Source organism: Sorangium sp. So ce726 (genome assembly GCF_051521405.1).
Classification (GTDB): domain Bacteria; phylum Myxococcota_A; class Polyangia; order Polyangiales; family Polyangiaceae; genus Sorangium.
Window position 1 is genome coordinate 1942488 of the sequence record NZ_CP150349.1, and the last position, 26848, is coordinate 1969335.

The following is a 26848-nucleotide window of genomic DNA, read 5'->3' on the forward strand; positions in this document are numbered from 1 at the left end:
ATCACACGATGAGTGCTATCACCCATGCTCTGATCCAGCCGCGGCTGCGGCGCGGCCTGGTCCTGCCCGTCCTTCTGTTCGTCGCGTGGCTCGTGGTCTGCCGCTACGAGCTCGCCAACACCCGCATCCTGGTCCCGCCGCTCGCGGTCTGGAAGGCCGCGAGCGCGCTGCACGAGAGCGGCGATCTCTGGGGACACCTGCGCGCCAGCCTCGTCCGGGATCTCCTTGGGCTCGCGCTCGGGATCCTGGCGGGCGGCGCCGTCGGCGGCCTCCTCGCCGTCTCGCGCACCGCCGACAAGCTGTTCTCACCGAGCTTCCACGCGGCGAAGCAGGTGGCGCTGTTCGCGTGGATCCCGCTCATGTCGGTGTGGCTCGGCGTGGGCGAGCAGGCGAAGATCGCCTTCATCGCGCTCTCCGCCTTCTACCCGATCGTCGTGAACACCTATGAAGGCGTGCGCAGCGTCGGTGTCGAGCACATCGAGGTGGCGCGGGTGCTCCGCTTCTCGCGGTGGCAGATCCTCCGCAAGGTCATCCTGCCGTCCGCCGCGCCGTCGCTCTTCGCGGGCGTGCACCAGGGGCTCATCTACGCGTGGCTCGGCACGCTCGGGGCCGAGTACCTGCTCGAGCCCGCGCCCGGGATCGGCAGCCTGATGGTTGACGGGCGCGAGCGCTTCGCGATGGATGTCGTGCTGGTCGGGCTGATCGTGTCCGGCCTCGTGGGCTTCGGCCTGAACGCGCTGGCCAAGGCCGCGGAAGACCGCCTGTTGCGATGGCGCGTCCGTGGCGTGTGAACGTCGCCAACGTCTGATTCCGTCTGCTTCGTCTGCTTCGAGGAGGAACTCATGGGCTCGCCTGGAGTCATCAACATTCGTGATGTCAGCAAGAAGTACGTGGTCAAGGACAAGCCCCTGGAGGTCCTCCGGGGGATCGGCCTGACGATTCACCCCGGCGAGTTCATCAGCGTCGTGGGCACGAGCGGTTGCGGCAAGTCGACGCTCCTCCGGCTCCTCGTCGGGCTGGACGGCGACTACGAGGGCGACATCCTCGTCGGCGGCGCGCGCGTCGAGGGGACGAGCCTCGATCGGGGCATCGTCTTCCAGGAGCACCGGCTCTTCCCCTGGCTCACCATCGAGCAGAACGTCGCGCTCGGGCTCGAGAGCTCGGCGTGGACGCAGTCCGAGAAGGCCCGCGCGGTCGACGAGCACCTCGAGCTCGTGGGCCTGTCGGCGTTCAAGCGCGCGTACCCGCACCAGCTCTCCGGCGGGATGGCCCAGCGGGCGGCGATCGCGCGCGGGCTGGTCAACCGGCCGGGCATCCTGCTGCTCGACGAGCCGTTCGGCGCGCTCGACGCGCTGACCCGCGCGAAGCTGCAGCAGGAGCTCCAGCGCATCTGGCAGGAGGAGCAGATCACCATGATCCTCGTCACGCACGACGTCGAGGAGGCGGTGTTCCTCGGCGATCGCGTCGTCGTGCTCGAGCCGCGGCCCGGGAGGATCAAGCACGTCGTCCCCGTCAGCGCGCCGCGCCCGAGGTCCCGCACCGATCACGAAATCAAGGCCCTCGTCGACGAGGTGCGCGGCTATCTCCTCGAGGCGTAGCGCGACGGATCGAGGCGCAGCGTGACGGAAGGCCCGAAACCCTCTGGGACAACCGGTGGGGCCGCGCCAGAGAAAGATCTCTGGCGCACGGCAGGGCCATCCGTTATAATGGATGAACCATCCGCTATCATGGTGAGTGAAGCCCGATGACAATGCCCTTGCTCACACTTCCTAACACGAGCTCGTTGGCCCTTTCTGTGCGCGCCAAGGCGCTTGTCTTCGAGGATCCGCGCTCGCAGGCGATCCTTGAGCGGATCCGGCAGCTCTCGCCGAGCGACGCGACGTTGCTCGTGACGGGGGAGACCGGCACGGGCAAGGAGATCGTGGCCCGTCACATCCACGCGCTGAGCCACCGGCGGGGGCGGCCCTTCGTGGCGGTCAATTGCGGCGCCTGGTCAGAGTCCCTCGTCGAGAGCGAGCTGTTCGGCCACGAGAGAGGCGCCTTCACGGGGGCGACGACCTCGAAGGCCGGGTGGTTCGAGGCGGCGGACGGCGGGACGCTGTTCCTCGACGAGATCGGGGATCTGTCGCTGCCGCTCCAGGTCAAGCTGCTCCGCGTGCTGCAGGAGCGCGAGGTGGTGCGGCTCGGCTCGCGCCAGCCGGTCCCCATCGACGTGCGGCTCATCGCGGCGACCAACGTGAACCTGGAGGAGGCGGTGATCGCGCGGAAATTCCGCGAGGATCTCTTCTACCGGCTCAACGTGGCGACGCTGTCGCTCCCGCCGCTGCGCGAGCGGCCGGGCGACATCCTCCCGCTGGCGCGCTACTTCCTCGAGCTCTATGCGCAGCGGCTCGGCTCGGGGCCGGCCGTGCTCACGGCGGAGGCGACGGCGCGGCTCCTCGGGCACCCGTGGCCCGGGAACATCCGGGAGCTCGAGAACGCGATGCACCACGCGCTCCTGGTCTGCAAAGGCCAGGAGGTCACCCCGGCGGATCTGCGCCTGACGGCGCTTCAGCCGAAGGCGGGGGCGAGCATTCCTCCGCCGGATCAGGGGGCGACGGACGCCGTGTCCCAGGTCAGGCCGACACCGCAGGCGACGGCGCTGGAGGGCGCGTTGCTCGCGCTGTTCGAGCAGAACCTGCCGAACCTGCACGAGCAGATCGAGGAGACGATCATCCGGACGGCGTACCGCTACTGCGATCGCAACCAGCTCCAGACGGCGAGGCTGCTCGGCATCAGCAGGAACATCGTGCGCGCGCGGCTCGCGCAGTTCGGGGAGCTGGCGCGTTACCGGGCGTCGCGCGGCGGGGGGGCGGCCGCGGCGTTCGGGCGAGGGGAGGCGAGCTCCGCGTCGCGCGCCCCGGGGACGACCTGAGCGAACGCGGAGGCAGCGCGTCAGCTCCGCTGTGCGGGGCGCGCTGGCGCGGTGAGGCGGGCGAAGGCCGCGCGGCTCAAGAGCGCGACGGGGAGGCCGGCCGGGGGCGACCTGGCGTGCGGGAGCGAGCTCTCGCGGCCGGGGTTCTGATCCCGAGGGCCTCTCGCACCGTCGTGGCCGTGGCCGCCTTCGCGATCCACCGATCGAGCTTCGCCGCGTCGGCGCAGGCCCGGATGCGCGCCTCATCATCCTGCGAAGGGGAGAGCCCGCGCGCTCGCAGCAGCGTGAGCAACGCGTCTTGACGGCCCTCGGCCCGGCCCTTGGCCTCGCCCTCGGCCCGGCCCTTGGCCTCGCCCTCGGCCCGGCCCTTGGCCTCGCCCTCGGCCCGGCCCTTCTTCCGCCCCTGCGCTTCGAGGAAGAGGCGGAGCTTCCGGGCAGCGGGTGTCTCCGGGATCTTGTCGGGGTTCATCGATGCCTCTCTGAGGAGCTCCAGCATCCGCTCGCTGAGCACGGAAAGGATCGCACGCTGCTGGGCCCGTCGCAACGCGCGCGGTAACCGCTCGGTCAGCTCGAACGCGCGCTCGACGACCGCGCGCGCCCCAGGCCCATGGCGGTGTTGCATGGCCCAGGCCGCGAAGAGCGCGAGCTCCGGGTGGCGCTCATCGAGCAACGCTTTGCCCTCAGCGTGGCCGAGGTGGAGCACGACCGGCTTGAGCTGGAGCACGGTCCCGAGGCGCGTCCGCACGCACGCCACGCGCTCGGCCCAGCGGGCGACGGCGCGGCGCGCGGTGATGACGATCACGTCGCCGAGCGCGCCGGTCTGACTGAAGAGCAGGCTGGCCGCGAGGGGCCATCGGCGGCGCTTGGCCGGATCGACGCTGCGCTGCAGCTCGACCAGGACCCAGCGGTGGCGGCCGCCATGAAGGACGAGATCGAGCCGCAGCTCCGCCGGCTTCACGAAGCGGAGGGTGGCGTCGGCCGGCTTGAGGCGTCGCGGCAGCTGCACGCCGGTGAGCTTGGAGACGAGCGCGCCGAGCAACCCGGGCTGCTCACGCAATGCGACGATCAAAACCTCGTGCGGTGTGCTCGGCACGGCGCGTGACTACGCCGAAAGGGTAGTGAGCGGCCAAGTTCTGTTCGCCCTCCCGCGCCCACTCTACTGCAGCGCTCGGGGCGTGCAGAAATCCAAATGAGCGCGTCGAGCGGCGCGGAATCAAAGAATCCGGCGACGGCGCGCCTGTCTCGCCGGACTCGCAACACAACCTGGTTGATCGAGCCGCACTGGCCGCAACGGCAGATAGCCATGCTCCTACTCCCCGCCGTCGCTGCGCGCCCTCGCGTTGCGAGGGACTTGGGCCCGGCGCCTGTCCTGGCAACCAGCGGGTCGCGTGCGCGGCGGACGCGGCCGCCGGCGAGCGGGCTACCGCGGTGGGGCTTCGCAGGCCCGTCGCGTCACCTCGTGGCGGTAGTCGAACATCCGCTCCAGCTTGCGCCGGACGAAGCGGCCGCCGCCGAGCCGGCCGAGCGCACCGAGCGGGAGCTCGTACTCCACGCGGTCCGTGAGGTAGCAGCCGCCCGAGCCGTCGGGGTCCATGCAGTGCGTGTGCACCCAGCGCTTGAACGGCCCGCTGCGCTGCGTGTCCTGGAACATCCGGCCCCGCTCGTACTGCGTGTGCTCCGCGACCCAGCGCAGCAGGACGGGGCCGACGCGCGTCTCCACGACCACGCGCGCGCCGACGAGGATGCCGCCGGTCTTCTCCAGCACGCGCGCGTGCTCCCAGGGGGGCGTGAGGCGCTCGAGGGCGTCAGGCTCCTCGTGGAAGGCGAAGACCCGCTCGGGGGGCGCGGCGATGCGCGTGCGCTTCTCGAAGGTGGGCATGCGCGAGCATGGATCGCGTCACGCCCCTCTTCGAGAAGCGCACGCGCATCACCGCCGCTCCTGGCGACGGCACGCCGGAGAGGGGATGTCGCTTGGTTGTTTCACTGACGACATATTCTCACAGGAGCACGCGAGTACCGTCCGAACTTCAATCCACCCAGAGGGGAGCGTCTCATGATCAGGAAGAGCGCCAGAATGAGCGCGGCCACGGCGCTTGTCATGCTGCCTGTCGCTGCGCTGAGCGCGTGCTCCAGCGGCGACGAGTCGGTGCAGCCCGCGCCGCTGCCGGCGCCGCCAGCCGAGGACGATGCCGCGCAGTACAGCGTGCAGCTCGGCCCGCGGCCGTATTACCTCGTCGCGGACATGGACGAAGGCGAGCTGAAGGAGAAGCTCCTCTCGTGCTCCGAGGGGCCCTTCGAGCGCACCGATTTCTCCATCGGCCATCGCGGCGCTTGCATGCAGTTCCCCGAGCATACGAAGGAGTCGTACGAGGCGGCCGCCCGCATGGGCGCCGGCATCGTGGAGTGCGACGTGACCTTCACCAAGGACCGAAAGCTCGTGTGCCGCCACGCCCAGTGCGATCTCCACACGACGACGAACATCCTCGCGATCCCGGAGCTCGCCGAGAAGTGCTCGGAGCCGTTCGCGCCGGCCGACGCCGAGGCCGGAACGCCCGCGTCGGCGAAGTGCTGCACGAGCGACATCACGCTCGCCGAGTTCAAGCGGCTCTGCGGCAAGATGGACTCCGCGAACCCGGACGCCGCCACGGTCGAGGAGTACATGGCCGCGACGCCCACGTTCCGCACGGACCTCTACGCCACCTGCGGTACGCTGCTCACGCACGCCGAGAGCATCGACCTCTTCTCGAGCCTGGGCGTCAAGTTCACCCCGGAGCTCAAGATCCCGGAGGTGGAGATGCCGTACGAGGGCGAGTACGAGCAACAGGACTTCGCGCAGCAGATGATCGACGAGTACAAAACGGCCGACATCGACCCGAAGCACGTGTTCGCGCAGTCGTTCAGCCTCGACGACGTGCTCTACTGGCTCGAGAAAGAGCCGGAGTTCGGCGCGCAGGCCGTGTACCTCGACGAACGCGTCGACACGGCCGAGGGGTACGAGGAGGCGGTCTCCGGGATGCAGAGCATCGCGGATCAGGGCGTGAAGATCATCGCGCCGCCGATGTTCGCGCTCGTGACGCTCGACGGCAAAGGAGGGATCGTGCCTTCCGACTACGCCGAGGCCGCCAAGGCCGCGGGCCTCGACATCATCACGTGGACGCTCGAGCGCTCGGGCCCGCTGGCGAGCGGCGGCGGCTACTATTACGAGTCGGTCGCGGACAGCATCGACAACGACGGCGACACGATGGTGATGCTCGACGTGCTCGCGCGCGACGTGGGTGTCCGCGGCGTCTTCTCCGACTGGCCAGCCACCGTGACGTACTACGCGAACTGCATGGGCCTCTGAGGCGGGCGGCCGGAGAGCGGGGCGCAACCGCGGCCACCGAGCCCCCGGCGGCCTCGCGAAGGCGGCATCAGAATGCCCACGACCAGGTGACCGCGGCGGGCTCGGGGGGCGGGCCGGGCAGCGCGCCTGCCGCGTACTTGGCCTCGCTCGGCTGGATCGGGTGGATGGCCGCGATCGCGAAGCCCGTCACATGGCCCAGGATCATGCCGGCGCCGACGTCTTGCCACGAGTGCGCGCCGGCGCCGATCCGCAGCGCCATCGTCACCACCGTGGCCGCCTCGGCGAGGGCGAGCGCGCCGAGGCGCGGCGCGGCGTCGCCGGTCGTGCGCAGCGCGAGGTTCAGGCGCGCGCCCGCGATGGCGGCCACCGGGGTCGTGTGACCCGAGGGGAAGGCGTCGAAATCGAGGTCGGTCTCGCCGCACCGATCGGTCCGCCACGAGCGCGGCCGGCACCGGCCCGACAGGCGCTTGATCACGTTCGAGAGGCCGGTCGACAGCGCCACCGCCTCGACCTCGATGAGCGATGTCCTGAGCGCCCGCGCGTAGGGGCGGGGGACGCCGGCGCCCGCGAGGTAGCTGCCCTCGAGGGCGTACCCGCTGCCGAGGAGGAGCAGCGTGCCCACCGCGGCGCCGGTGATATCGCTGGCGAGGCCGATCGCGTCGTTGCGCTCCTCGCTGGAGGCGGCGCCCCACCCGGAGCGCCGCTGCGGGAGCAGGTACGTCGCGAGCGAGGCGGTGCAGGCCGCGGCGAGGGCCGCCTCGCCGCCCGGCGTGCCGAACGCCCAGTCCGGGGCCGCCGGCCCCGCCTGCGCGGCGGCGGGCGCGCTCCACGCCAGCGCGCACACGCAGGCGAGCGGCGCGGCGTACCTCACGGCTTCTTCGCTGCGGGGGGCGCTGCGGGCTGCGCGGGCGCGGCAGGCTGCGCGGGCGCCGCGGGCTTTGTGGCCTGGGGCGCGGCAGGCTGCACGGGCGCCGCGGGCTTTGTGGCCTGGGGCGCGGCAGGCTGCACGGGCGCCGCGGGCTTTGTGGCCTGGGGCGCGGCAGGCGCCGCCGGCTTGCTGGCCGCCGCCGCCGGTCCGGCCGCCACGCCTGGCGCCTTCTGCACGGTGACCTCGCCGAGCTGCAACGCCGACAGCTGCTCTCCGACAGCGCCGGCGTCGCCCACCAGGACGACCCGGAGCTGCTCGGGCACGAGGTACTTCTGCGCGACCCGCTGCACGTCCGCGGGCGTGATCCGCTGGAGCCTCGCCGGTCGCGTCGCGTACTCGTCGAGCGGCAGATCGTAGACAGCGAGGCCCGCGATCGTCGACGCGGTCGCGTCCGCCGTCTCGAAGCGCGCCGGCAGCTGGCGGATGAGGTTCGCCTTGGCGTCCGCGAGCTCCTCATTCGTGACGGGCTCCCTCCGCATCCGGTCGATCTCCGCGAAGATCTCCCTCACGGCGGGGCCCGTGTTCTCCCGCACGATGGCGCCGCCCGCGGCGAACGGGCCCGCTCCGTGGCGCATGTCGAAGCCGGAGCGCGCGCCGTAGGTGTAGGCGTGCTTCTCGCGCAGGTTCAGGTTGAGCCGGCTCGAGAACTGCCCGCCGAGGAGGGTGTTCATCACGAGCAGCGCGTCGTAGTCCTTCGTCGCGCGCGGCACGCCCGGCAGCGCCACCGTCACGGTCGACTGCGTGAGCCCTGGCCGGTCGACGACCACGACGCGCGGCGCGCCCGCGGCGATCGCCGGCGGATCGGCGGGGAGCGTCGCCTTCGCGGGGGCGGGCGGCGCAGCGGCCGGGCCCTTCCAGGCGCCGAAGACCCGCTCCACCTCCTTCACCGCGTCGGCCTTGGTGATGTCCCCGGCGATGGCGACGGTCGTCAGCTCCGGCCGGAACTGCGCGGCGTGGAACTTCGCCAGGGCGCCCGCCGTGATCTTCTTCAGCGCCGCCTCGGTGCCGATCAGCGGCGCGTTGTACGGGTGGCCCTCGGGATAGAGGACCTGGGCCTGGGCGATGGAGAGGAGCGACGCGGGGCGATCGTTCATCTCGGCGAGCTGGGTGATGCGGCGCGACCGCTCGCGCTCGATCTCCGCCGGCGCGAAGGCCGGGTTCATGTACGCGTCGCCGAGCAGCGTGAGCATCTCCCCGAACCGCGGCGTCACGCTCTGGCCCTCCACGCCGCCGCCGTCGAAGCCGACCGCGGACGAGAAGCTCGCGCCGAGCTTGCCGAGCGCGTCGCTGAGCGCCAGCGCGCTGCGGGTCTTGGTGCCCTGCATGAGCATCGCGCCTGCGAACGCGCCGACGCCCGGCTCGGCCTGGTCGGCGCCGCGGACGGTGGTCACGTCCACGGCCACGATCGGCAGCTCGTGCCGCTCCACGACGAGGACGCGGATCCCGTTCGCGAGCTTCGCCTCCTCGATCCGCGGCGGCTGGAAGACCACCTCCGGCCCCGGGGGAGGCGACGATTTGCGGAAGTCGTCCGCCGCCGCGGCGGCGGGCGGCGCCGCGGCGGGGGGCTGCGCGCTGGGGGGCGCGGGGGGCGGCGTCGACGTGACCGGAGCGCAGGCGGCGAGCGCCACGGCTGCGAGCGAGGCGGAGACGGTTCGTTTCATGCGCATGGGCTCAACCCCCCTTCGGCGCGGCCGGGCCGGCCGCAGGCTTGTGGACCGCGGGCTTGTCGCCAGCGGGCTTCATGATGGCCGGCGCGGCCGCCGGTTGGTCGGTTGCCGGTGCCGCCGCGGGCTTCGCGCCCGCCGGCGCGGCCGCGGGCGCGGTGACCGCGGGCTTCGCGCCTGCCGCGGCCGCGGGCGCCGCGACCGCGGGCTTCGCGCTCGCCGCTGCCGCGGGCGCCGTGGCGGTGGGCTTCGCGCCCGCCGTCGCGGGCGTCGCCGTCCCGGTCTGCTTCACGAGGCGCCCGGCCTTCGGAGCGCCCGGCTTCGGCGTGACGAGGGCGATCACGCGCCTGCCCTGGGGCAGGAGATCCGCGGTCGCCTTCTGCAGGTCGGCGGCGGTGGCCTTCTCGTACCTGGCCACGTCCTTCGGGAAGTACCCCGGGTCGCCGGTGAGCTGGTTGTAGTTGTTGATGGCGTTCGCGCGGGCCGTCACCTGCTCCATGCTGAAGACCAGCTCCGAGAGCACCTTGGCCTGGGCCCGGTCGTGCTCGTCCTGCGTCGGCGGCGCCTTGCGCAGCCGATCGAGCTCGGCGTCGATGAGCTTCAGGGCCTGCTCGGGCGACTTGCCCTTCTTCAGCGTGGCCGTGATCTGGAAGGTGCTGGCGATCTGGCTCGATTGCTGGAACGCGAAGACGTCCTGCGCGATCTGGAGATCGTACACGAGCTTCTTGTAGAGGCGGCTCGTCTTGCCCGAGGCGAGGACGTTGGCGACGAGGTCGAGCTCGGCGTCGCCGGGCGCGAAGCTCGGCGGCGTCACCCAGCTGATCGTCACGCGGGGCAGCTCCACGTCCGCCTCGATGTCGAGGCGCTTCTCGGTCGCGAGGTCGCCGGGATCGGGCTTCGTCGCCACGGGCGGCGCGGCGCCCTTCGCGATGGGGCCGAAGTACTTCTGGATGAGCTCCTTCGCCTTGCTCCGGTCGATGTCGCCCGCCACGACGAGGGTCGCGTTGTTGGGCACGTAGAACGTCCGGAAGAAGGCCTTCACGTCGTCCATCTGCGCCGCGTCGAGATCCTCGGGCGTGCCGATGGTCAGCAGGTGGTAGGGGTGGCTCTCCGGGAACTGGGCCGCGCGGACGAACTGCGGCACGAGGCCGTAGGGAGCGTTCTCGTAGTTCTGGCGGCGCTCGTTCTTCACGACATTGCGCTGGCTCGTGAAGGTCGCGTCGTTCGCGTGGTCGAGCAGCCACCCCATCCGGTCGCTCTCCAGCCAGAGCACCAGCGCGAGCTCGTTGGCGGGGACGGTCTCGAAGTAGTTGGTGCGGTCGGTGTTCGTCGTCCCGTTGCGATCGCTCGCGCCGGCTCGCTCCAGGTACTTGAAGAACATGTCCTCGCCCACGTGCTTCGAGCCCTGGAACATGACGTGCTCGAACAGGTGCGCGAAGCCGTTCTTCCCCCGCGGCTCGTCCTTGGAGCCGACGTGGTACCAGACGTTGACGGCGACGACGGGCGTGCGGTGATCCTCGTGCAGGACCACCTCGAGCCCGTTCTCCAGCGTGTACTTCTCGACCGGGATCGCGACGCTCACGCTGGTCGCCGCCGCCGCAGGCTGCGCCTTCGGCGCGACCGGCGCCGCCGCCGCAGGCTGCGGCGCGGGCTTGGCTGCGGGTTGAGCCGCTGCAGGTTGAGCCGCCGCAGGCTTCGCCGGCGCTGCAGCCGGGGGCGCGGCGTAGGCGGGCAACGTCAGGCCGAGCGCGGCGACGAGCGCGGTGGACAGGGACGAGAGCGCCCGGAGGCGCGTCCGTTCGGACCGATGGTGGGCTCGCATGAGCGCGGTTTTAGCGCAGATCGCCCGACGTCGAGCGCAAACTTCGCTCGTGGAAAGGGAGGCGCAGCGCAGCGCGGTTCACGCTCGGCGCTGCGCTCCTGTCACTGGAATGGCGTGACGAAGAGCTGGTACGGCCCGAAATCCACCGGAGTACGCCCCTTTACGGTGATGGCGCCGAGGCTCCCTCCCGGTCGTGCCCCGTAAATCCGGGAGTTCACGCCCTCCCTCTCGCCCGCGCAGGCGCTGAGCGGGCCGAAGCACTCGATGTTGATGGGATTGCATGCGTCGTCCGCGGTCTTGATCGTCATCGGGAAGTCGGTCAGGCCGCACGAGGACACCACGGTGGACATCCCCGGGCAGACGGGGACATAGAACGTCTGCTCAGGGCTGCTCGCGCCGCACAAGGAGCTGGGAGGGATCGGCGCCCCGGTGGTGTCGCCGCTGACGAGGCCGCTACCCGAGATGACCCCGGCCCGCTCGCCGAGGCACGACGCGCGCTGGAACCTGAGGCGGACCGTGCCGAGCGCCTCGGGGTGCGCGGCCTTGACCACCACCGTATAGGTCCCGGCCCGGAGCCTGGCCGCGAAGTGCGCGCCCGGCGCGGCGTCGCCGCAGCTGTCGGCCGCGCAGCCGACGGGGGGGCCGCCGCACCCGTCGCCCTCGAGCACCGCGAGCGCCGTGTCGACGTCCGACGCCAGGGTGCCGAGGTACACGACCTCGTCGGACGGGAGCGTGAACCGGAAGAACACCTCGCCGCCGCTGCCGCCGCACGGCAGCGCGACGTCGGAGGTGTTCTCGGCCGTGATCTCGGCCGCGTAATCCATCGAGCCCGTCAGCTCCCCCGGCGTCTCGCAGCTGTCGGCGCCCGGGATCGGCGTGCAGCCGTCGTCCGGGACGCCGTTGCAGTTCTCGTCGACCGCGTTGCCGCACACCTCGGGCACCGGGGAGGCGCACCCCTCGCCCTCGCAGCCGTCGTCGGGGAGCCCATCGCAGTCCTGGTCCACCGCGTCCCCGCAGATCTCCGGCTCGGGCTCGCAGGGCGCGAACGCCGGGACGTGGACGGGCACCTCGACCACGTTGTTCTCGATCGCTTGCTCGGCGATCGCGCCGATCGGGTTGACGGTGACGCGGAGGGTGTAGTCCCCCTCGGGCACGTCCGTCACGTCGACCCACTGGCATGGCGTGCCGACGTCGTAGGTGTCGGCCCACCCCGCGCTCAGGAAGTTGCACCCCATGCCTCCCGACGTCGGGTAGCCCCGCGGCGCGGGGGACGAAGGATCGAGAGGCTCCATGTCGACAAGGCAAAACGCCTGCTTGTGCCCCTGGGAGACGACCTCGCCCTCTGTGTCCACCAGCCGGTAATCGGTGAAGTCCAGGAAATGGAAGTGCTGGTGGCACTGCGCATACTCGAAGAGCGGGCTGTTGAACTCGGGGCCGGGGTCGAGGTGGCCGGGCCCTGCGTTCTCGACGCGCCCCTCGAACTCGAGGAGATGCCGCCGGCCGGGGCCGCCGATGCACCTTTCCATGAGCTCGCAGGCGTCTCTGGGGAACGTCTGGTACGAGAACTGGATCGTGTCGACGATGCGCTGCCTGTCCGGGCGCAGGTCGGGCACGATGCAGACGCCGGCCTCGCATGCGTGGCCGCTCGGACAGCACGCGCCGCCGCAGATCGTGCCGTCGCAGGCGGGGTAATCGACCGGGAGGACGATCGTGTTGTTGTCGAAGCGCGCCTCGGCGAGCGTCCTGCTCGGGTTCACGGTGATCTCGAGCTCGTAGAGCCCGGCCGGGACGCCGGTCACGTCGAGGGCGTTGCAGGCCACGGTGCCGGGCTGCTCGACGTGCTCTCCTGGGCCGAGGCCCTGCGCGTCGCAGCCGTACTGGCCGCCTGGCATCGCGACGCAGCGCGCGTCGAGCTCGGCCTCGGCGACCACCGCGCCGCCCTGCCTGAGGCGCGCGCGGAAGAAGCGCGGGACGACGTAGCTGTCCTCGCAGAAGTTCGGCTCGAAGACGTCGCTCTCCGAGGGCGCGCCGAGGTCGAGCGGAACGTCGCCAGCGTTCGCGAGCGAGACGTGGAAGCGCATGAGCGCCCGCCGGCCGCTCGCGCCGAAGCACCCGTGCAGCACCTCGCACGCGTCCTCGTCCACGCGGACCGTGGCGAACGTGACGGGCTCTCCTTGCTCGGGGAGCCCGAGCACGAGGTCCGCCGCCTCGCAGCTGCCGCGCACGCACGTGGCGCCGGGGCTGCAGCACGCCGTGTCGCCGCAGGCGCGCGCCTCCTCGCACGCGGCCGCGCAGCCCGACGGCTTGCCCTCGGCGTCGATCTGACACCGCGCGCCTCCGGGACACACGATGTCCGAGCCGGGGCAACGGATGCTCCCGGGTACACCGCCGTTGCCGGAACCGCCGCTCCCGCCGTCGCCCGCGCTGCCGCCTCCTCCCGCGCCCGAGGATGGCCCGTTATCGCGGCATGCGGCGGCCGCCAGGAGCCACGACCCCATCAACAGCGCTTCGACGACTTTCTTCATGTGCACCCTGGTCAGCAGTAGCAGACGAGCCGCGCGGGCCGGAAGGCGTGTGCCGCTCCGTCAGGCCGCCAGGCAAGCTGCGTATCGTGAGGGTGCGTGCGGGGAGGATCAGTACGGTCGAGCGGGGGGCGCAGGATTTCGACCGGTCAGGGGCTCGGGAGCGTCCACGGGAGGGCCTCGGGGACAGCGCCGAAGTTCCTTATGAACACAATCTTCGCGGCGCTCGCAGCGTCGGATGAGGCCCAGTCTCCCAGGAGGACGGCGGTGTACCAGGACGTGTCCACGACCGCCGAGACGCTCCGGATGGCGTCGGCCGAGCCGGCCGGTCGAACGCCCACCCACTGCTGGAAGGCCGCGCGCGGAGGCGCGAACTCGACGCCGGTGCCGGCCCCCGCCGACGCGTACGCGACGTCCGTGAGCACGGGTGTAAACGATTCACCTCGGGTCCCGTCTGCGTTGACCGACCAGTGGCCGAGATCCACCGAGGGCGCTGTCGCCGAGGCGTTGATCAACATGACGCGCGGGGTGGTGAATGTCCCGGGTAGCTCCAGCTGAAGGTTCCACAGCTTGAGCTGCAGCGCCTTCTCGCCCGTCTCTCCGGTGGTGCCAAGCAAGCCTCCCAGGTAGATCGCGCCGGGCTCCAGCGGGCCCGTCCGCTGAGCCTCGACCACCACGGCGCCCGAGCCCCCCTCGCCGGCGCCGGGCGCGACGAGCGAGAGCGTCGACTCGCCAGGCGGAAGATCGGTATACGTCGGCGCCTGCGCATACCTCAGGTTGATGGCGACCCTCTCCGTGCCCGAGTACACCTCGAGGGGCGACGGCGTGGGCGGCAGCGAGGCGTGGAAGAGATAGACGAGCGGATCCCGCTTGATGAACACGGCAGGCGAGTCGTCCCCCGCTGGGACGATGAGCAGCCCGTGTGCGCGCGCGTCGCCGACGACGCGGGTCGGCTGCCCGGTCTCGATGACGAAGTACGATCGCCCGCCGACGAGCGATGCCCGAGAGAGCGAGAACGGCGCCCGACCCGTCGGACCGAAGTTCCTCGACGCGGTGACCGTGATCGAGCGGGTCGACAGGGGCACGAGCACGCCTTCTGGAGCGCTGGCGGTGAACCAGCCGGGCGCCGCCGCGGCCGTGGCGCTCTGGTCGATGTAGAACGATTTCGGATTGAACAAGGTGGAGTCGGCGCTCACGAAGCGCAGGGCGACCTCGCTGCATGAAGGCTTCGTGAATTTCTCTTCTTCGATGAGGAGCCGCGGCGTCGACGTGCCCGTCGTGCCCAGGATTCCGACGGCCACGATCGTGTAGCGCGTCCCAGGGGCAACCGTCAGTGGATCGGCCGAGATCGTGAGCGCGTCGCCCACGCCAACGCCTGTTCCGTCATCACTCCGTGCCGAGAAGGTGATCGCGTCGGCCGTGACTCTGGCGTACCTCGTGACGGACGCGGCGGCCATGCCGGGCGACACGGCCTCTGTGTCGGGTACCGGCGCCCCGTTCGCATAGAGGCGGAGCGCGGGCGGGTCGCCAACGCCCACCGGTGTGTTCGTGCGGTTCGGCAAAAGGGCGTTGATGAGCCGGACCTTGGGTTCAGGGTCGGTGTCCGGCGGCAGGCCACACTCCTCCGGATCGCCGCCGCCCGTGCCGCCAGCGCCGCCCGTGCCGCCGCTGCCGCCCGTACCGCCAGCGCCGCCTGCGTCACTGCTGCCGCCTGCGTTACCGCTGCCGCCCGTGCCGCCAGCGCCACCCGTGCCGCCAGCGCCGCCAGCGCCGCCCGTGCCACCAGCGTCACCGCTGCCGCCCGTACCGCCAGCGCCGCCAGCGCCGCCCGTACCGCCAGCGCCGCCCGTACCGCCAGCGCCGCCCGTACCGCCAGCGCCGCCCGTACCGCCAGCGCCGCCGCCGCCCGTACCGCCAGCGCCGCCCGTACCGCCAGCGCCGCCCGTGCCGTCCTTGCCGCCCGCGCCGCCGCCGTCAGAGCTGCCGCCCGACGACGTGCTGGCGCTGGTGCTCGTGGTCCCTCCTCCGCCTTGCCCCGACTGTGACGAGGTATCGTCGTCCCCGCAAGCGCTCGTGAAGATCGAAAGCCCGGCGAGCGCACCCACCATGATCAGCCATCGTTGACGCATCTTCATCGTAACAAATCTCCGTGTAGCGCGTCGCACGCGCCAGAACGATTCACTACCTCGGGAACTTCAGGTCGCAGGCGTCACGCGGAACCGCGACGACTCCCTTCGTCAGCTCGTCACGCATATAGATGTAGGCCATCACGCCGGCGTTGAAGACCGCTCTCCGGAGCCATGCATCGACCTCCGGCGAGCTCGCGTCCGCGGCGCGGAGCTCAGCCGTGAGAGGATTCCTGAGCGTGCAGACGTCCCTCCACATGGGCACGCCGAACTCCGGCGACGTTGCATAGCTCAGGATGCGACTCCAATCCCCGCTCGCGACCGCGGCGTCGTGACGGGCTCCGAACCGATGAGCATCGGTGCGGATCTCATCGCAGACGGCGCGCGCGACACCGAGCATGTTCGCCCTCGATCGCCTGAAGGCGGCCTTCGCGGTCTCCGGATCGAGCGGGATCGGCACAGCGGCCACGATCCGGTTGCTGACGAAGACGTTGAAGAACGTCCTCTCCTCCTCCTCGGTACGGCCGAACGAGACGGTGGTGCCCCCGGTCGCCATCCAGACGAGGTACTTCGCCGCCCCGTCGGGCCCGAGGTCGTTCTCCCCTGCGTCGGGCCCGTGGAACGTGGCGAGGTTCTCGTTGGGCGCCCAGCGCGGGCCGAAGAGCCCGTCGACGAAGCTCGCCACCCTCGCCCCGGAGGTCGCGCGGAGCGCTCTGGCCGCGCCGGTCTGAGCGTCTCCGTGAATCCCATGGCAATTCGAGCAGATCCCGGCGTAGATATGCTCCCCTGGGTTGGCCCAGTAGATCGCGCTCCACGGCTGGCGCGGCCTCCCGGTCCCCGGATTGATCATCCACTGCTCCACCGGTTCGGGCTCTGGCGCGTCCCCCGGGAACGCACAGCCTGGGGCGTAGAACCCCTGAGCATAAACCTTCTTCGCCAGCGCCTCGTGCTCGCTCGTCACCTCCTCCGCGAGGATCCAGCCGTCGAGCTTCGTCTTCCAGTCGATGTTGCGCGGGACGTACGGATAACGCTCGGTCGTGTCCTCGAGCACCCAGCCGAGCTCGCGATGCTCCTCGCAGTCGCGAAGGGCGCGCGCCTCCGCGGCGTCCGCCGCGCGCATCGCGAGCTCGATCGCCTCCGGATCCTCCGGCGCCTCCCGTCCACCGCGCTCGTAATCGCGCGGCACCGACGCCCACCAGCGCGCCACGAGGACCGGCAGGCGGCAGTCCACCGACGCCGTGTGCATCGGCATGTGGAGGCTGAAGAACGCGCTTGCCTCCTCGTTGTCCACGGGCAGGCCGAACGCGCGGGGAGTCCACGCTCCCGTGGGCAGGACGACGCGACGGTAGATCCCTCCGACCGGAATGGAGTTCTGGATGACGAGCTCATCGAAGGACGCGGGCACACCAGGAAAGTAGGACAGCCCGTCCGAGCCGACGGTATCCATGCGAAACCCGAAGACGCTCCCGCCAGGCGACATGTCCAGGCCTCGCAGCGTCGCCTTGCTCGCCACCGCATAGCCGCGCGGGTTATGGCAATGGGCGCAGTTGCCCGCCATGTAGGCCTGCATATTCAGCTCGTCGGCGTTGCGCGGCCGGCGGGGCAGCGCAGACTCCTCCAGCTTGGGGAAGTCATCGGGCGTGAGGGTCGCCGACGTGCCGCGCACGACACCGTACGCGAGGAGACGCTCGAGCTGATTGAGCTCGTCGGCGAGCACGTCCGTCGTGTAGACGCCGCCTTCCCCCTGGGGTCGCTTGTGGAGCTGGAAGGGCGTGATACCGAGGACGAAGCTCTCGCTCTCCGAGCCCGAGTGGCACGCCACGCATCGCGTCGCGCCGGGCACGGCGTAGCTCTGCAGCGCGCCGGTGGTCTCGTTGGCCGTGTAAGGGCGGACGTGATCCGGGAACGGCTCTCCGTTCAGGTAGAGCTCCCTGCTGTCCGGTGACGCTGGATCGAGCCCGGTCCCGAGGAGCTTCGCGCTCGTCTCCTCCGCGTTCCACACGTACGCGCCGAAGATCGCGTCCTCGGCGTGCTCGCGCGTCACGATGATGCGCGTCTCCATCTTGCGGTATCGCGTGACGCCGTCGGGCTCGACCACGGCCCTGAAGAATGTCTTGTAGAAGCGGGTGTTCGGGGGAATGCGGAGGCTCTTCGTCTCCGGGTCGTACGTGATGGCCTGTCCTGCCGGGACGTGCACGAAGCGCAGCTTCGCCGCGTCGTCCGACCAGAGAGGGTAGGTCGGCGCGTAGGCGAGCGTCCCCCTGCGCGCGAGCACCTCGGCGTCCAGCGAGACGAAATCGGTCTCCGACAGCTTGACCGGGAGGTCCTCGAACGATCGCATCGCGGCGAAGCGCTCGTCCACCTCCTCGTCTCGACCGACGATCTCGGCGTCGGGGATGCAGCTCCCGAGCTCCGTCAGCGCATCGCCGATCGCGCGCGGGGTCACGAAATCTCCGCCCGGATCGACCTCTATATCGCCCTTTGGGAGGACGTACGTGCCGGCGGAGCACCCCTGCTCGATCCACGCCTGCAGCCGCCGGCCGAGCGCCTCTTGCCCGCCGATCTTGTAGGGCATCTCCCCGCTGAGCATGACATCAACGGGCGTCTTGCCGCTCTTGCCGCGCGCATTGCACAGGTTCTCCGGGGTGCCCGTGTAGGAGAAATCTCCTTGCTCTGCTGGGGCCTTGTGGCAGTTGCCACATTGAATCTCGATCTCCCCTGAAAGGTTGCCGAAGGTATCGAGGGCCTCTTCGACCGTCGCCGAGTGGCGCTGAGGGATCCGTTCGTGCGATCGGGCCGGGGCGCATGGACGCGGCTGCGTGCCCCCCCCGTCACCGCCGCTGCCGCCGGTCCCGCCGCTGCCGCCGCCTCCGCCGCTGCCGCCGGTCCCGCCGCTGCCGCCGCCTCCGCCTCCGCCGTTGTCGCCGCCCCCGACCCCGCCGCTGCCGCCGGTCCCGCCGCTGCCGCCGCCGTCACCACCGCTGGTCGTGCCGCCGCCGTCACCACCGCTGGTAGCGCCGCCGCCGCTCGTGCCCTCCGGGGGCGAGGTTTCAGCGGTGTCGTCACCTCCGCAGCTGTACCCGGCCACGGACACGACCCCGAGCAACAGCACCATCGACCTCATCGTCACCCAACGTCGACCGTGACCCATCGTTGCCAGCTCCCCGGGCTCGCAGCGGGCGAACCCCCTACCGTCGCGGCGGCCGAAATGACACCGGTGAGGTCCTGGAACAACCGTGAATGCTGGCTGTCACGGACCCGTGACGCCATTGCGGTCCCATGGACGTAGATGATAGCTCTGTCATTGATTCAAGCGCCGCAGCCGCGCTGGCCATTGGCGTCGAACGGAGCGCGCCTGTCGCACGGATCGCGCGGCGCGCTCCGTCCTTCGTCATCCGCCTGTCAGCTCACAGCGAGGAGGGGCACGTGGTGCCGCTGCTACCGCAGGCGAGCGGGGTGCGGGGCGAGCTGCTCGGATCGGTGCACGCGATGAAGCCGTGGCTGATCAGGATATCCTCGAAGGCAGCCTTGTCGCTCGAGCCGTACGGAGAGCGGCCGAAGGCCCAGTCGAGGAAGTCCGCCTCCAAGGGGTCGCGGGTTCCATTGCCCTCGTTGAGGTACAGGAAGCGAGAGTAGTAATAAGCGGCTGAGCGGATATTGGCCGCCGTCGGCGCGACGGTGTTGATGTTGAGCGCCTTGTTGCCCGTGGCGGAAGCGTCGAGGCCGGAGTACGCGAGCACGTCGATGTCGCTCGCGGCGATCTTGCCGATGCACTTCGTGGCCGAGTCGGTCGCCGCGCAGGTGCCCCCGCTCACGAGCGAAGAGGTCCCCGCCGCGTCGGTCGAGAGCCGCGGCCCGGCGGTCTCGTCGTCCACGACGATCTTCACGCTCGGGCAGAAGGCCGTGCAGCTGTTTTTCTGCAGGAAGACCTCGGTCGTACCCGAGAGGTTGTCGCGGCGGTAGAGCTTGATGGCGTTCGAGGGGTTCGACGCCCCCGAGACGATCTCGCTCCACAGGTCTTCCGTGCAGCCGGTCCCATTCCTGTTGGTCCCGCAGAACGCATCTGCGACGTCCGTGTTCGTCAGGTTGGAAGCGGCCTGGGTGCTCTTCGTCCAGAGCGCGATGGCGTCGAGCGCGATGCGATTGCTCTTCTGACCAGAGTCACAGGTGCCGTTCAGGTCCCTGGACATCGGAGCGATCGTCTGCACCTTCGTGTTGCAGGGGGCGGAGCCGGTGCCCTCCAGGCACTGCTCGCCTTTGCCCGACCCGGTACCGAGGTAGGTCAGGCCCCCGACGCCCCACCCGTTGGCGATCGCGTCCGTGATCGCGTTGAACAGCGTGTCCGACCCATAGAAGCCCCCGTTGGGGGCGATCAGCGCCTGCTCCGATTCGCCGATGAATGACTCGTCCGTGCTGCCCACCGCGCACGCCGCGAGGCCGAGGACCGAGAGCGCCGAAAGGACCAATTTGCCCATCTTCTTCATGCTCATCTCCATCGTTCAGAGTGACGGTGCGCTCGTGCACCTCGACCGTCTCGGTGCACCGGCGCACATCTACCAACGCAACAATCCAAGGAAAACCGCCAGGCCGCCGAAGCGCTCGCCGTCAGGCGGTCAAGTCTCTATCTCTCGCGACGCGGGCCGCTCAGTGGGTGGTCACCGTGCGGATCTTGCCGAGGCGCTTCCCCAGCCGCTCGGTGAACCAGACGTCGAGGATGCCGCACCCCAGGAGCGACGGGCGCAGCGTGATCCCGAGCGGACGAGAGTTGGCGATCGGCAGATCGAACTCGGTGACGACGCCGCTCGTGGTGATGCGTCCGATCTTGTTCCCGAGCTGCTCCGTGAACCAGAGATTGCCGTCCACCCCGAGGGTGATGGACGTGGGGCCGCGGTCCGGCGCGGGGAGCGCGAACTCCGTGACGGTCCCGCTGGTGTCGATCTTCGCGATCTCGCTCGCGGTGGTGAACCAGATCTTGAGGTCGGGCCCGAGCGTCACCGCGTTGGGGCTCACGGCCGAGGCCGGCAGCGGGTACTCGGTCACCGTCCCGGACGCGCTGATCCGCGCGATCTTGTTCGCGAACGACTCCGCGACCCAGAGGTTCCCATCGGCTCCAGCGGCGATCCCGCGCGGCTGGCTTCTGGCGGTCGGCAGCGCGAACTCGGTGATCACCCCGGCCGGCGTGATGCGCCCGACCTTGTTGCCGAGGAGCTCGGTGAACCACAGATTCCCGTCAAATCCAAGCGTGATCGCGAATGGGCTCGAGTTGCTCGTCGGGATGTCGTACTCGGTCACGACGCCGCTCCTCGTGATCGCCCCGATCCGGTTGGTCCCCGGCTCGGTGAACCAGATCCGGCCATCTGGACCGAGGGTGATGCCGCCGGGGTTCGATCCGGCCGAGAGCGGGTACTCGGTCACGTTGCCGCTGGAATCCGCGGCGGCGATCTTGGCGGCGGCGCCCTCGGTGAACCAGACGCGGCCGTCAGGGCCAAAGGTGATGTTCCCCGGCGCGGCGCCCGAAGGAATGGCGTATTCCGTGATGTCACCCACGGACGCCGCCGGGCAATGCCCGGCGCTCGCGCGCTCCGCGTGCGCCAGCAATGCGGCGCCGACCATCATCGACAAGGCAACGATCGACTTTCTCTTCATTTTATTCTCTATCAGGGTTTGAGGTTGAGTGCGTCTTGCGAGATCTCCTGTTATGAAGCTGTGAATGCCGCAGCTGCGCCGCGCTGGCGTTGCCCGTCGAGCGCGGCGCTACGCGCGCTCTCGACCGCTGCCTCTTCGCGCTCGCGCACGTCAGCGGTCGTCACGATCCCGCTCGAAACTGCGCTGGCAAACTGCGTGCACACACGGTGCGTCCCCCATTCCCTCCCCGGATACGAGCTCCGTCCCAGTTCGATTCGGTCCTGTTTGCTCGCAAGACGAGCCATGGTGCCGCGGCGCGAATCACGTCCCGCGGTAGGGTGGGGTGTCGGCGCCAGGCGCGCGCGATGAGAACGCAACGCCGAGACCGCGCGCTGGCCGGACACGCCAAACAGGTTGGTTGAACGGCCATGGCTGCGTGGAGCTGATGGCCGGACCCATTCGGGTCACCGCACGATCGCGAAATGCCGCCGCGGCGCTGCCAGCCAACGGAGCGAGGACGAGCCGAGCTCCTGCCTCTGCTGGTCACCCCGCTTCAGAATGCAATGGTGACGCGCCCGAACGCTCACGCATTTGTGCGGTTCGGGCGCGTCGATGCAATCGAGACCCGCACGCCATAGCTCGCTATGCGGGGGGACGGCAGCCATGCCCCCCGGCGGCTTCGTGTGGGTCGGACTATAGTAGGCGCGAAAACGAAATGCGCGAAGTTTGTGTTACGTATTACCGACGTGTCGCCTGGGATTATGGCGAGAGCCTGTCGTCTCGATTGGCGAGCTGATCCATTCGAGCTCGATTCGGCTGTCAGCTCTGCGACGGTCCTGTGCCGGATCGGTAGAACGCCAGCGCTCGATACTGCGGCTCCTGCGAGAGCAGGCGTCGCGCCTTCAGGTAGCTGCGCCCGAGATCGAAGAGGCAGCCAGTGTGGCCGCCGGCTTGCCCGCCCATGGCCGCACGGCGGGCGGCCGCAAGTTTCTCGTCGCCGTCACGAGGTCGTGTACTCTCGATGCCATGGCTCCCGTCGTCGTCATCACCGGTGCATCCAGCGGAATTGGTCGATCGCTCGCGTTCTCCTGGGCGAAGCGCGGCGCGCGCGTGGTGCTGAGCGCGCGCGGGCGAGACGCGCTCGAGGCGGTCGCCTCGGAGGTGCGCGCCGCGGGCGGCGACGTCCTCGCGGTGGCCGGCGACGTGACCGTGGAGGAGGACCGCAAGGCGCTCTGCGAGCGCGCGCTCGGCGCGTACGGGCGGCTCGATGTGCTGGTGAACAACGCCGGGCGCGGCTACTACACGCCGTCGATCGAGATCGATCCCGCCGAGCTCGAGGCGCTCTACCGGCTGAACGTCGTCGCCCCCGTGCACCTCGCGCGGCTCGCGATCGAGCCCCTCGCGGCCACGAAAGGCACCATCGTCATGGTCTCCTCGATCGCGGGGATCGTCGCGGCGCCGCGGATGGGCCCGTACGCCTCGTCGAAGTTCGCGCTGGAGGCGCTCGCGATGTCGCTCCGCGCGGAGCTCTCGTCGCGCGGCGTGCGCGTTCTCGTGGTGCGGCCGGGGCCGGTCGAGACCCCGTTTCACGCGAACGCCGTGGTGACCGACGACAACGTCGGGTACCGCCCGCCTGGCCACAAGAAGCAGAGCCCGGACGAGGTCGCCGAGATGATCGTGCGCGCCGTCGAGGCGGGCCGCGACGTCCTGGAGACGAGCCTGTTCGTGAAGACCGCGAGCCTCGCCGCCCGCGTGGCGCCTGGCCCCATGCGCTGGCTCTCGAGGCGGATGGCGCGCCGCTCCGGGTTCTGAGCGAAGCGCGCCCCTCCTGCGCCGTGAACGCCGAGCGGGTCGAGCACCCGAGCAAGCCGAAGGAAGGCGGGGGCGGGGAGGGGGCGCTCGGAGCGAGCGCAGCACGGCGGGTGCTCAGAGCGAGCGCAGGAAGGCGACCACCGCGTCGCGATCTCCCGCGGGGAGCGCCATGAAGCGCTGCTTCGCGGCGTCCGCCTCGCCGCCGTGCCACAGGATCGCCTCGACGACGTTCCGCGCGCGGCCGTCGTGAAGCAGCTGGGTGTGGCCGTTCACGGCCTCGAGCAGCCCGATGCCCCACAGCGGCGGCGTCCGCCACTCGCGCGGCCCCGCGAGGTGCTCGCTCGTCGACGTGTCCGCGAGCTCTTCTCCCATGTCGTGCAGGAGCAGATCGCTGAACGGCTGGATGAGCTGATCCCGCAGCTCGACGAGCGGGTGGCGGCTCCCCGTCTTCATCGAGGGGACATGGCAGCTCGCGCACCCTGCCTGGCTGAACAGCGCCTCGCCACGCTGGACGGCCGGGTCCGCCGTGTCGCGGCGCGGCGGCACGCCCAGCATGCGCATGTAGGTCGCCAACCTGTCGAGATCCTCGTCAGAGAGCTCGGGATCTCCGCCCGTGCCGGCCTGGCAACCTGTCTGCGCCTCGCCGCACTCCTCGACCGGGAACAGGCTCGTCGTCACGCCCATGTCCGCCACCAGCGCGTCGGCGACCTGGTGGGGCACGCTCACCTTGCTCGCCTTCCAGCCGAAGCGCCCTATCCGCATCACCCCCGAGACCGGGTCCGGGATCAGGTTCGGACGGCCGGAGATACCGTCCTGGTTGCAGTCCATCCCGTCTGCGCGCTCGAGCACCGCGTCCTCTGCGATCGCCTCGAGAAGGCCCATGCCCACGATCGGGCGCGCGACGCGGACCGAGTAGCTCGCGATCGGCCCTGCGGAGAGCCCGTCGAAGCGGAACGTGGGCTTTCGCAGGACGTATGGCGTGCCATCGGGGAACTGCCCGGGCTCCTCGGTGTAGGCCACGGTGGCCGTACCCTCGCTGGCGCCCCCGCCCTGCGCCTTGTCCTGCAGCTGCCGGCCGTAGCTTGGATCTACGGTGGGTCCGCCGTCCGCGTTCGCACCTGCGCCGAACAGCTTCACGACGGCGGTCTCCAGCGCCTCGCCGGGCTCGGGCGGGGCGCCGCGACCGTTGTTGATATGGCAGCTCACGCACGCCGCCTGGTTCGAGAGCGGCCCCGCCTTGCCGGCGTGCTCGTCGAAGACGGGGTTACCGCCCTCGCTGTGCTCGCCGGTGGTAAAATCCGTATGGAACAGGCGGCGCCCTTCGAGGAAGGGCTGGATCGAGCTCTCCTGGATATTGAGCGCCATCTGTTCGTAATAGAGATGAGGCTCCTCGAAGATGTACGGTATCGTCCCGTCGCCGCCCGACAGGGCCGCCTCGTTCGGCTCGTTGAACGGCGTCAGCTCGCCGCCGCCGACGCGGTAGCGGAACGTGTCGCTGTAATAGCTCGTCCTGCCCTCGACGGTGCCCGCGTCAAGGAACACCCCGAACTCGAACTCGAGCAGATCTCCCTCGCGGATCTCCCTGCTCTCCCTGGCGTTGCGATCCACGACGAACTCCCAGTGGGTGTTCGTGATGCGTTCCATGCCGTTGTTCGAGTCGAACACGTTGCCATCGCCCGAGTACCAGCAGCGGAAATTGATGGTCTGGTTGAGCGATGCGTTTGCCTTGGGGAGCCAGGTGAACTTGATGGTGCTGCCGCCCGCCGGGATCGTGTCCTCGACGATGAACTTGTAGCTTCGGTTCTCGAAATAGCGCGGCTGGTACGGGCTGAACTCTTCCTCTTTCTCGTGGCGCCCGCGCACGCGCCCTGCGGCCTCGAGCGTGATCGTCCCATCGGCAGCCGTCGTGGTGATCGGCTTGCCCGCCGTCGCGGAGGGGAAAAGGGGGGAAATGTCGCCGTCCACGCCGGAGCACTCGCCGGGATCGACCTCGCCGCCGTCGCAGGCCGGCGCGGGCGGCGCTCCGGCAGAGAAATACGTGAAGATCGCCTCGATGTCGGCCGTCGTGATCTGCTGCTCGCCGAAGGCCGGCATACGCGCTTTGCCCGTGCGCACCTGCGCCGTGAACTCCTCCAGGGTGCCGTCGAAGGCAAACAGATCGGGGAACCCGCCGGCCGGCTTGCCGTGGGCGCTATGGCACCCGCCGCAGTTCAGCGCGAACGCCTGCGGCAGCGCTGGCCCGTCGCTCGTCTCCTCGCAGGGCGGCGCGCCTGGCGGACCGCCCCCGTCGCCCGGCGAGGGCGACCCCGGCGAGGGCGACCCCGGCGAGGGAGACGCGGGCGACGGGTCGCCCGAGCACCCGAGCTCTGCTGCGCAGGTCACGAGCAGCCCGAGCGCGACATGGAGACCCCCGGACACCAACCGACGTGAGCGGCTTTCGAACATCGCGTTTCGACCTCCGGTGTGAGCCCATCCATCGAGACCGTGAACCGCAGAGCTACCGCAGGATCTCCTCGAGAAGCGCGTTCGGCACGCCGCGGCGATCTTCGCCGAACGACGCGACGCCGAGGTTGTAGTACTGGTTCATGATGGTGAACCACAGATCGCGGAGCTGGCGATCCTGGCCGAGGGGGCCATACGCGACGTGCGCGTCGTTCAGGAAGACGCCGTCGCCGCCCAGGAGGACGATGGGCAGATCGTACGCGTCGTGGTCGTGCGTACGCATCTCGCTCATGTAGACCATCACGGAGTGATCGAGCACCGTTCCATCCCCCTCGGGGATCGCGTCGAGCCGCTGCGCGAGCTGCGCTGTCTTCTGGCCGAGCCAGCAGTTGATCGCCGCGAAATCGAGGTTGCTCTCCTCGACGACCGCGTAGCGGCCGCCCTCGTCCGTGGTGCCCAGGTTGCCGGGGCCGTGCTGGCAGGAGTGATAATGGAGGCTGCTGCCCTCCCTGTACTCGAGGCCCACCTTCGCGCGGACGTCGGCCGGGATGCACCGGTACTCGAACTCGGAGCGCGCGTCGTCGAGCATGTGGGTGATCACGCGCGTCACGTCGCATTGAATGGCCATGACGATGAGGTCGATCATGACGTTCGCGTGATCGTCGTGTTTGTACTCGCCGGCTTCCGTGCTGTCGTTCTCGTTGAGCCCCTCCTGCTGCCCCGGCGGCTCGGGGACCACGCCGGGCTCGCCGATCGGGCTGCAGCCCAGGCTCGATGGGGTCATCGTCGACTGGATACGGGTCACGTTCTTCTCGGTCTCTCGCAGGGCGTCCAGGTACTGCTGGACGATCTTTCGGTCGTCCGTGCCTACCTTGCGCATGAGCGAGTTGGCGTCCGCGAGCACCGCGTCGATGACGCTCTTCTCGGTCGCCGCGCGGCGCTCCGCCTCGATCCTGGCCTGCTCGTCGGTCTGCCCTGGCACGGAGGGCGCGCTCGCGGCGCCCGCGTTGATGAGCGCGTCGAACACCGCCTTCGGGTTGACCGAGCGCTTGAGCGGCTCGCGCGGGCTCTTCCAGGAGACGGCCTGATTGTAGGCGTAGCTGCGTCCGTCGAAGAAGCCGGGCTTCACCCCGAGCCCCGTCTGCAGCGACGGGATGCGGGTCGCCTGCTCCGGGCCTGCCTTCTGCACGATGAGCTGATCGACCGAGACGCCGTTGCCCACCCACTCGCCGAGGTCCTGCCCAGCGGCCCTCCCCAGCTCGTCGGCGTCCACGCAGGTCGACAGCGCGGCCATGCAGCGCGAGTGGGACGGTTCGAGGAACGCGTTCTGCTCCTTGCTCCACGTGTGGTTGCCAAGGCGGCTTATCATGAGCATCTTCGACTTCACCGGCGCGAAGTGCTCGAGCACCCTCGGCAGCTTGAAATCGGCGCCCGTCAGCGTCTTGCCGAACGCGGGCGCCGTCTCCCACCAGTGGTGGGGCGCCCCGTTCGGGAAGGCGCAGAGCAAGAAGCGCTTCGGCGTGCCGGGTTCCCCCGCGCGCGCCCGGCGCGGCGCGAGGCTCTCGAGAAACGGCAGCGCCAGGCAGACGCCCGCGCCGCGCAACAGGTTCCTGCGTGTCATCCCGCGTTTCATGTGCGCATCGCTCCTTC

At 70.2% G+C, this 26848-nt stretch carries 18 protein-coding genes; 5 read left to right on the forward strand and 13 right to left on the reverse strand.

Annotated elements, in window-relative coordinates; genetic code table 11:
• The first annotated feature begins 8 nt into the window (after positions 1–8).
• The 3 genes from WME79_RS07335 to WME79_RS07345 all read left to right on the forward strand — a co-directional run bounded on the left by WME79_RS07335 (position 9) and on the right by WME79_RS07345 (position 2914).
• Positions 9–791: an ABC transporter permease gene (locus tag WME79_RS07335; RefSeq protein WP_437533792.1), complete on the forward strand. Its 783-nt coding sequence runs from the start codon at positions 9–11 to the stop codon at positions 789–791.
• A gap of 51 nt (positions 792–842) precedes the next feature.
• Complete coding sequence (locus tag WME79_RS07340) at positions 843–1598, forward strand: ABC transporter ATP-binding protein (protein ID WP_437533794.1); 756 nt, start codon at positions 843–845, stop codon at positions 1596–1598.
• A 152-nt stretch (positions 1599–1750) separates the two neighbouring features.
• A complete protein-coding gene (locus tag WME79_RS07345) occupies positions 1751–2914 on the forward strand; it encodes a sigma-54 interaction domain-containing protein (protein WP_437539792.1) in 1164 nt (387 codons plus the stop codon).
• 76 nt (positions 2915–2990) lie between these two features.
• Here the strand turns inward: WME79_RS07345 and WME79_RS07350 are convergent, their stop codons facing one another.
• Together WME79_RS07350 and WME79_RS07355 are read right to left on the reverse strand one after the other, a co-directional pair.
• On the reverse strand, positions 2991–3971 hold the full coding sequence (locus WME79_RS07350; RefSeq protein WP_437533796.1) for a hypothetical protein: 981 nt from the start codon (positions 3969–3971) through the stop codon (positions 2991–2993).
• 363 nt (positions 3972–4334) lie between these two features.
• Complete coding sequence (locus WME79_RS07355) at positions 4335–4793, reverse strand: SRPBCC family protein (protein ID WP_437533798.1); 459 nt, start codon at positions 4791–4793, stop codon at positions 4335–4337.
• Between the two features lie 195 nt (positions 4794–4988).
• On the opposite strand from WME79_RS07355, the gene WME79_RS07360 reads away from it, so the two are divergent.
• Positions 4989–6257 carry a glycerophosphodiester phosphodiesterase family protein gene (locus WME79_RS07360; RefSeq protein WP_437533799.1) on the forward strand — a complete coding sequence of 423 codons (1269 nt, stop codon included), beginning with the start codon at positions 4989–4991 and terminating at the stop codon, positions 6255–6257.
• Between the two features lie 67 nt (positions 6258–6324).
• Here the strand turns inward: WME79_RS07360 and WME79_RS07365 are convergent, their stop codons facing one another.
• The 9 genes from WME79_RS07365 to WME79_RS07405 all read right to left on the reverse strand — a co-directional run bounded on the left by WME79_RS07365 (position 6325) and on the right by WME79_RS07405 (position 21907).
• The gene (locus WME79_RS07365; RefSeq protein WP_437533801.1) at positions 6325–7128 is read right to left on the reverse strand and encodes a phosphatase PAP2 family protein; all 804 of its coding nucleotides are present in this window, start codon (positions 7126–7128) and stop codon (positions 6325–6327) included.
• A complete protein-coding gene (locus tag WME79_RS07370; protein WP_437533803.1) occupies positions 7125–8846 on the reverse strand; it encodes a M16 family metallopeptidase in 1722 nt (573 codons plus the stop codon). The genes WME79_RS07365 and WME79_RS07370 overlap by 4 nt, the downstream gene beginning before the upstream one ends.
• A 10-nt stretch (positions 8847–8856) precedes the next feature.
• On the reverse strand, positions 8857–10671 hold the full coding sequence (locus WME79_RS07375; RefSeq protein WP_437533805.1) for a M16 family metallopeptidase: 1815 nt from the start codon (positions 10669–10671) through the stop codon (positions 8857–8859).
• 101 nt (positions 10672–10772) lie between these two features.
• Positions 10773–13196 (reverse strand): lysyl oxidase family protein, encoded by a 2424-nt coding sequence (locus tag WME79_RS07380; RefSeq protein WP_437533807.1) that lies wholly within the window; start codon positions 13194–13196, stop codon positions 10773–10775.
• A 146-nt stretch (positions 13197–13342) separates the two neighbouring features.
• Positions 13343–15328, reverse strand: a complete 1986-nt coding sequence (locus WME79_RS07385) for a DUF4397 domain-containing protein (protein WP_437533809.1) — start codon at positions 15326–15328, stop codon at positions 13343–13345.
• 46 nt (positions 15329–15374) lie between these two features.
• Positions 15375–18434, reverse strand: coding sequence for a hypothetical protein (locus WME79_RS07390; RefSeq protein ID WP_437533810.1), 3060 nt, complete (start codon positions 18432–18434; stop codon positions 15375–15377).
• Positions 18435–18726: 292 nt separating this feature from the next.
• Complete coding sequence (locus WME79_RS07395) at positions 18727–19809, reverse strand: PstS family phosphate ABC transporter substrate-binding protein (protein WP_437533812.1); 1083 nt, start codon at positions 19807–19809, stop codon at positions 18727–18729.
• Between the two features lie 154 nt (positions 19810–19963).
• Complete coding sequence (locus WME79_RS07400) at positions 19964–20965, reverse strand: Vgb family protein (protein ID WP_437533814.1); 1002 nt, start codon at positions 20963–20965, stop codon at positions 19964–19966.
• Between the two features lie 798 nt (positions 20966–21763).
• Complete coding sequence (locus WME79_RS07405; protein ID WP_437533816.1) at positions 21764–21907, reverse strand: hypothetical protein; 144 nt, start codon at positions 21905–21907, stop codon at positions 21764–21766.
• Between the two features lie 63 nt (positions 21908–21970).
• Between WME79_RS07405 and WME79_RS07410 the strand changes: the two genes are divergently transcribed.
• Positions 21971–22756 carry an SDR family NAD(P)-dependent oxidoreductase gene (locus tag WME79_RS07410; protein WP_437533818.1) on the forward strand — a complete coding sequence of 262 codons (786 nt, stop codon included), beginning with the start codon at positions 21971–21973 and terminating at the stop codon, positions 22754–22756.
• A gap of 114 nt (positions 22757–22870) precedes the next feature.
• On the opposite strand, the gene WME79_RS07415 is transcribed toward WME79_RS07410, so the two are convergent.
• Positions 22871–25174 (reverse strand): di-heme oxidoredictase family protein, encoded by a 2304-nt coding sequence (locus WME79_RS07415; RefSeq protein ID WP_437533819.1) that lies wholly within the window; start codon positions 25172–25174, stop codon positions 22871–22873.
• Positions 25175–25253: 79 nt separating this feature from the next.
• A complete protein-coding gene (locus WME79_RS07420; protein ID WP_437533821.1) occupies positions 25254–26831 on the reverse strand; it encodes a DUF1552 domain-containing protein in 1578 nt (525 codons plus the stop codon).
• Between the last annotated feature and the right edge of the window lie 17 nt (positions 26832–26848).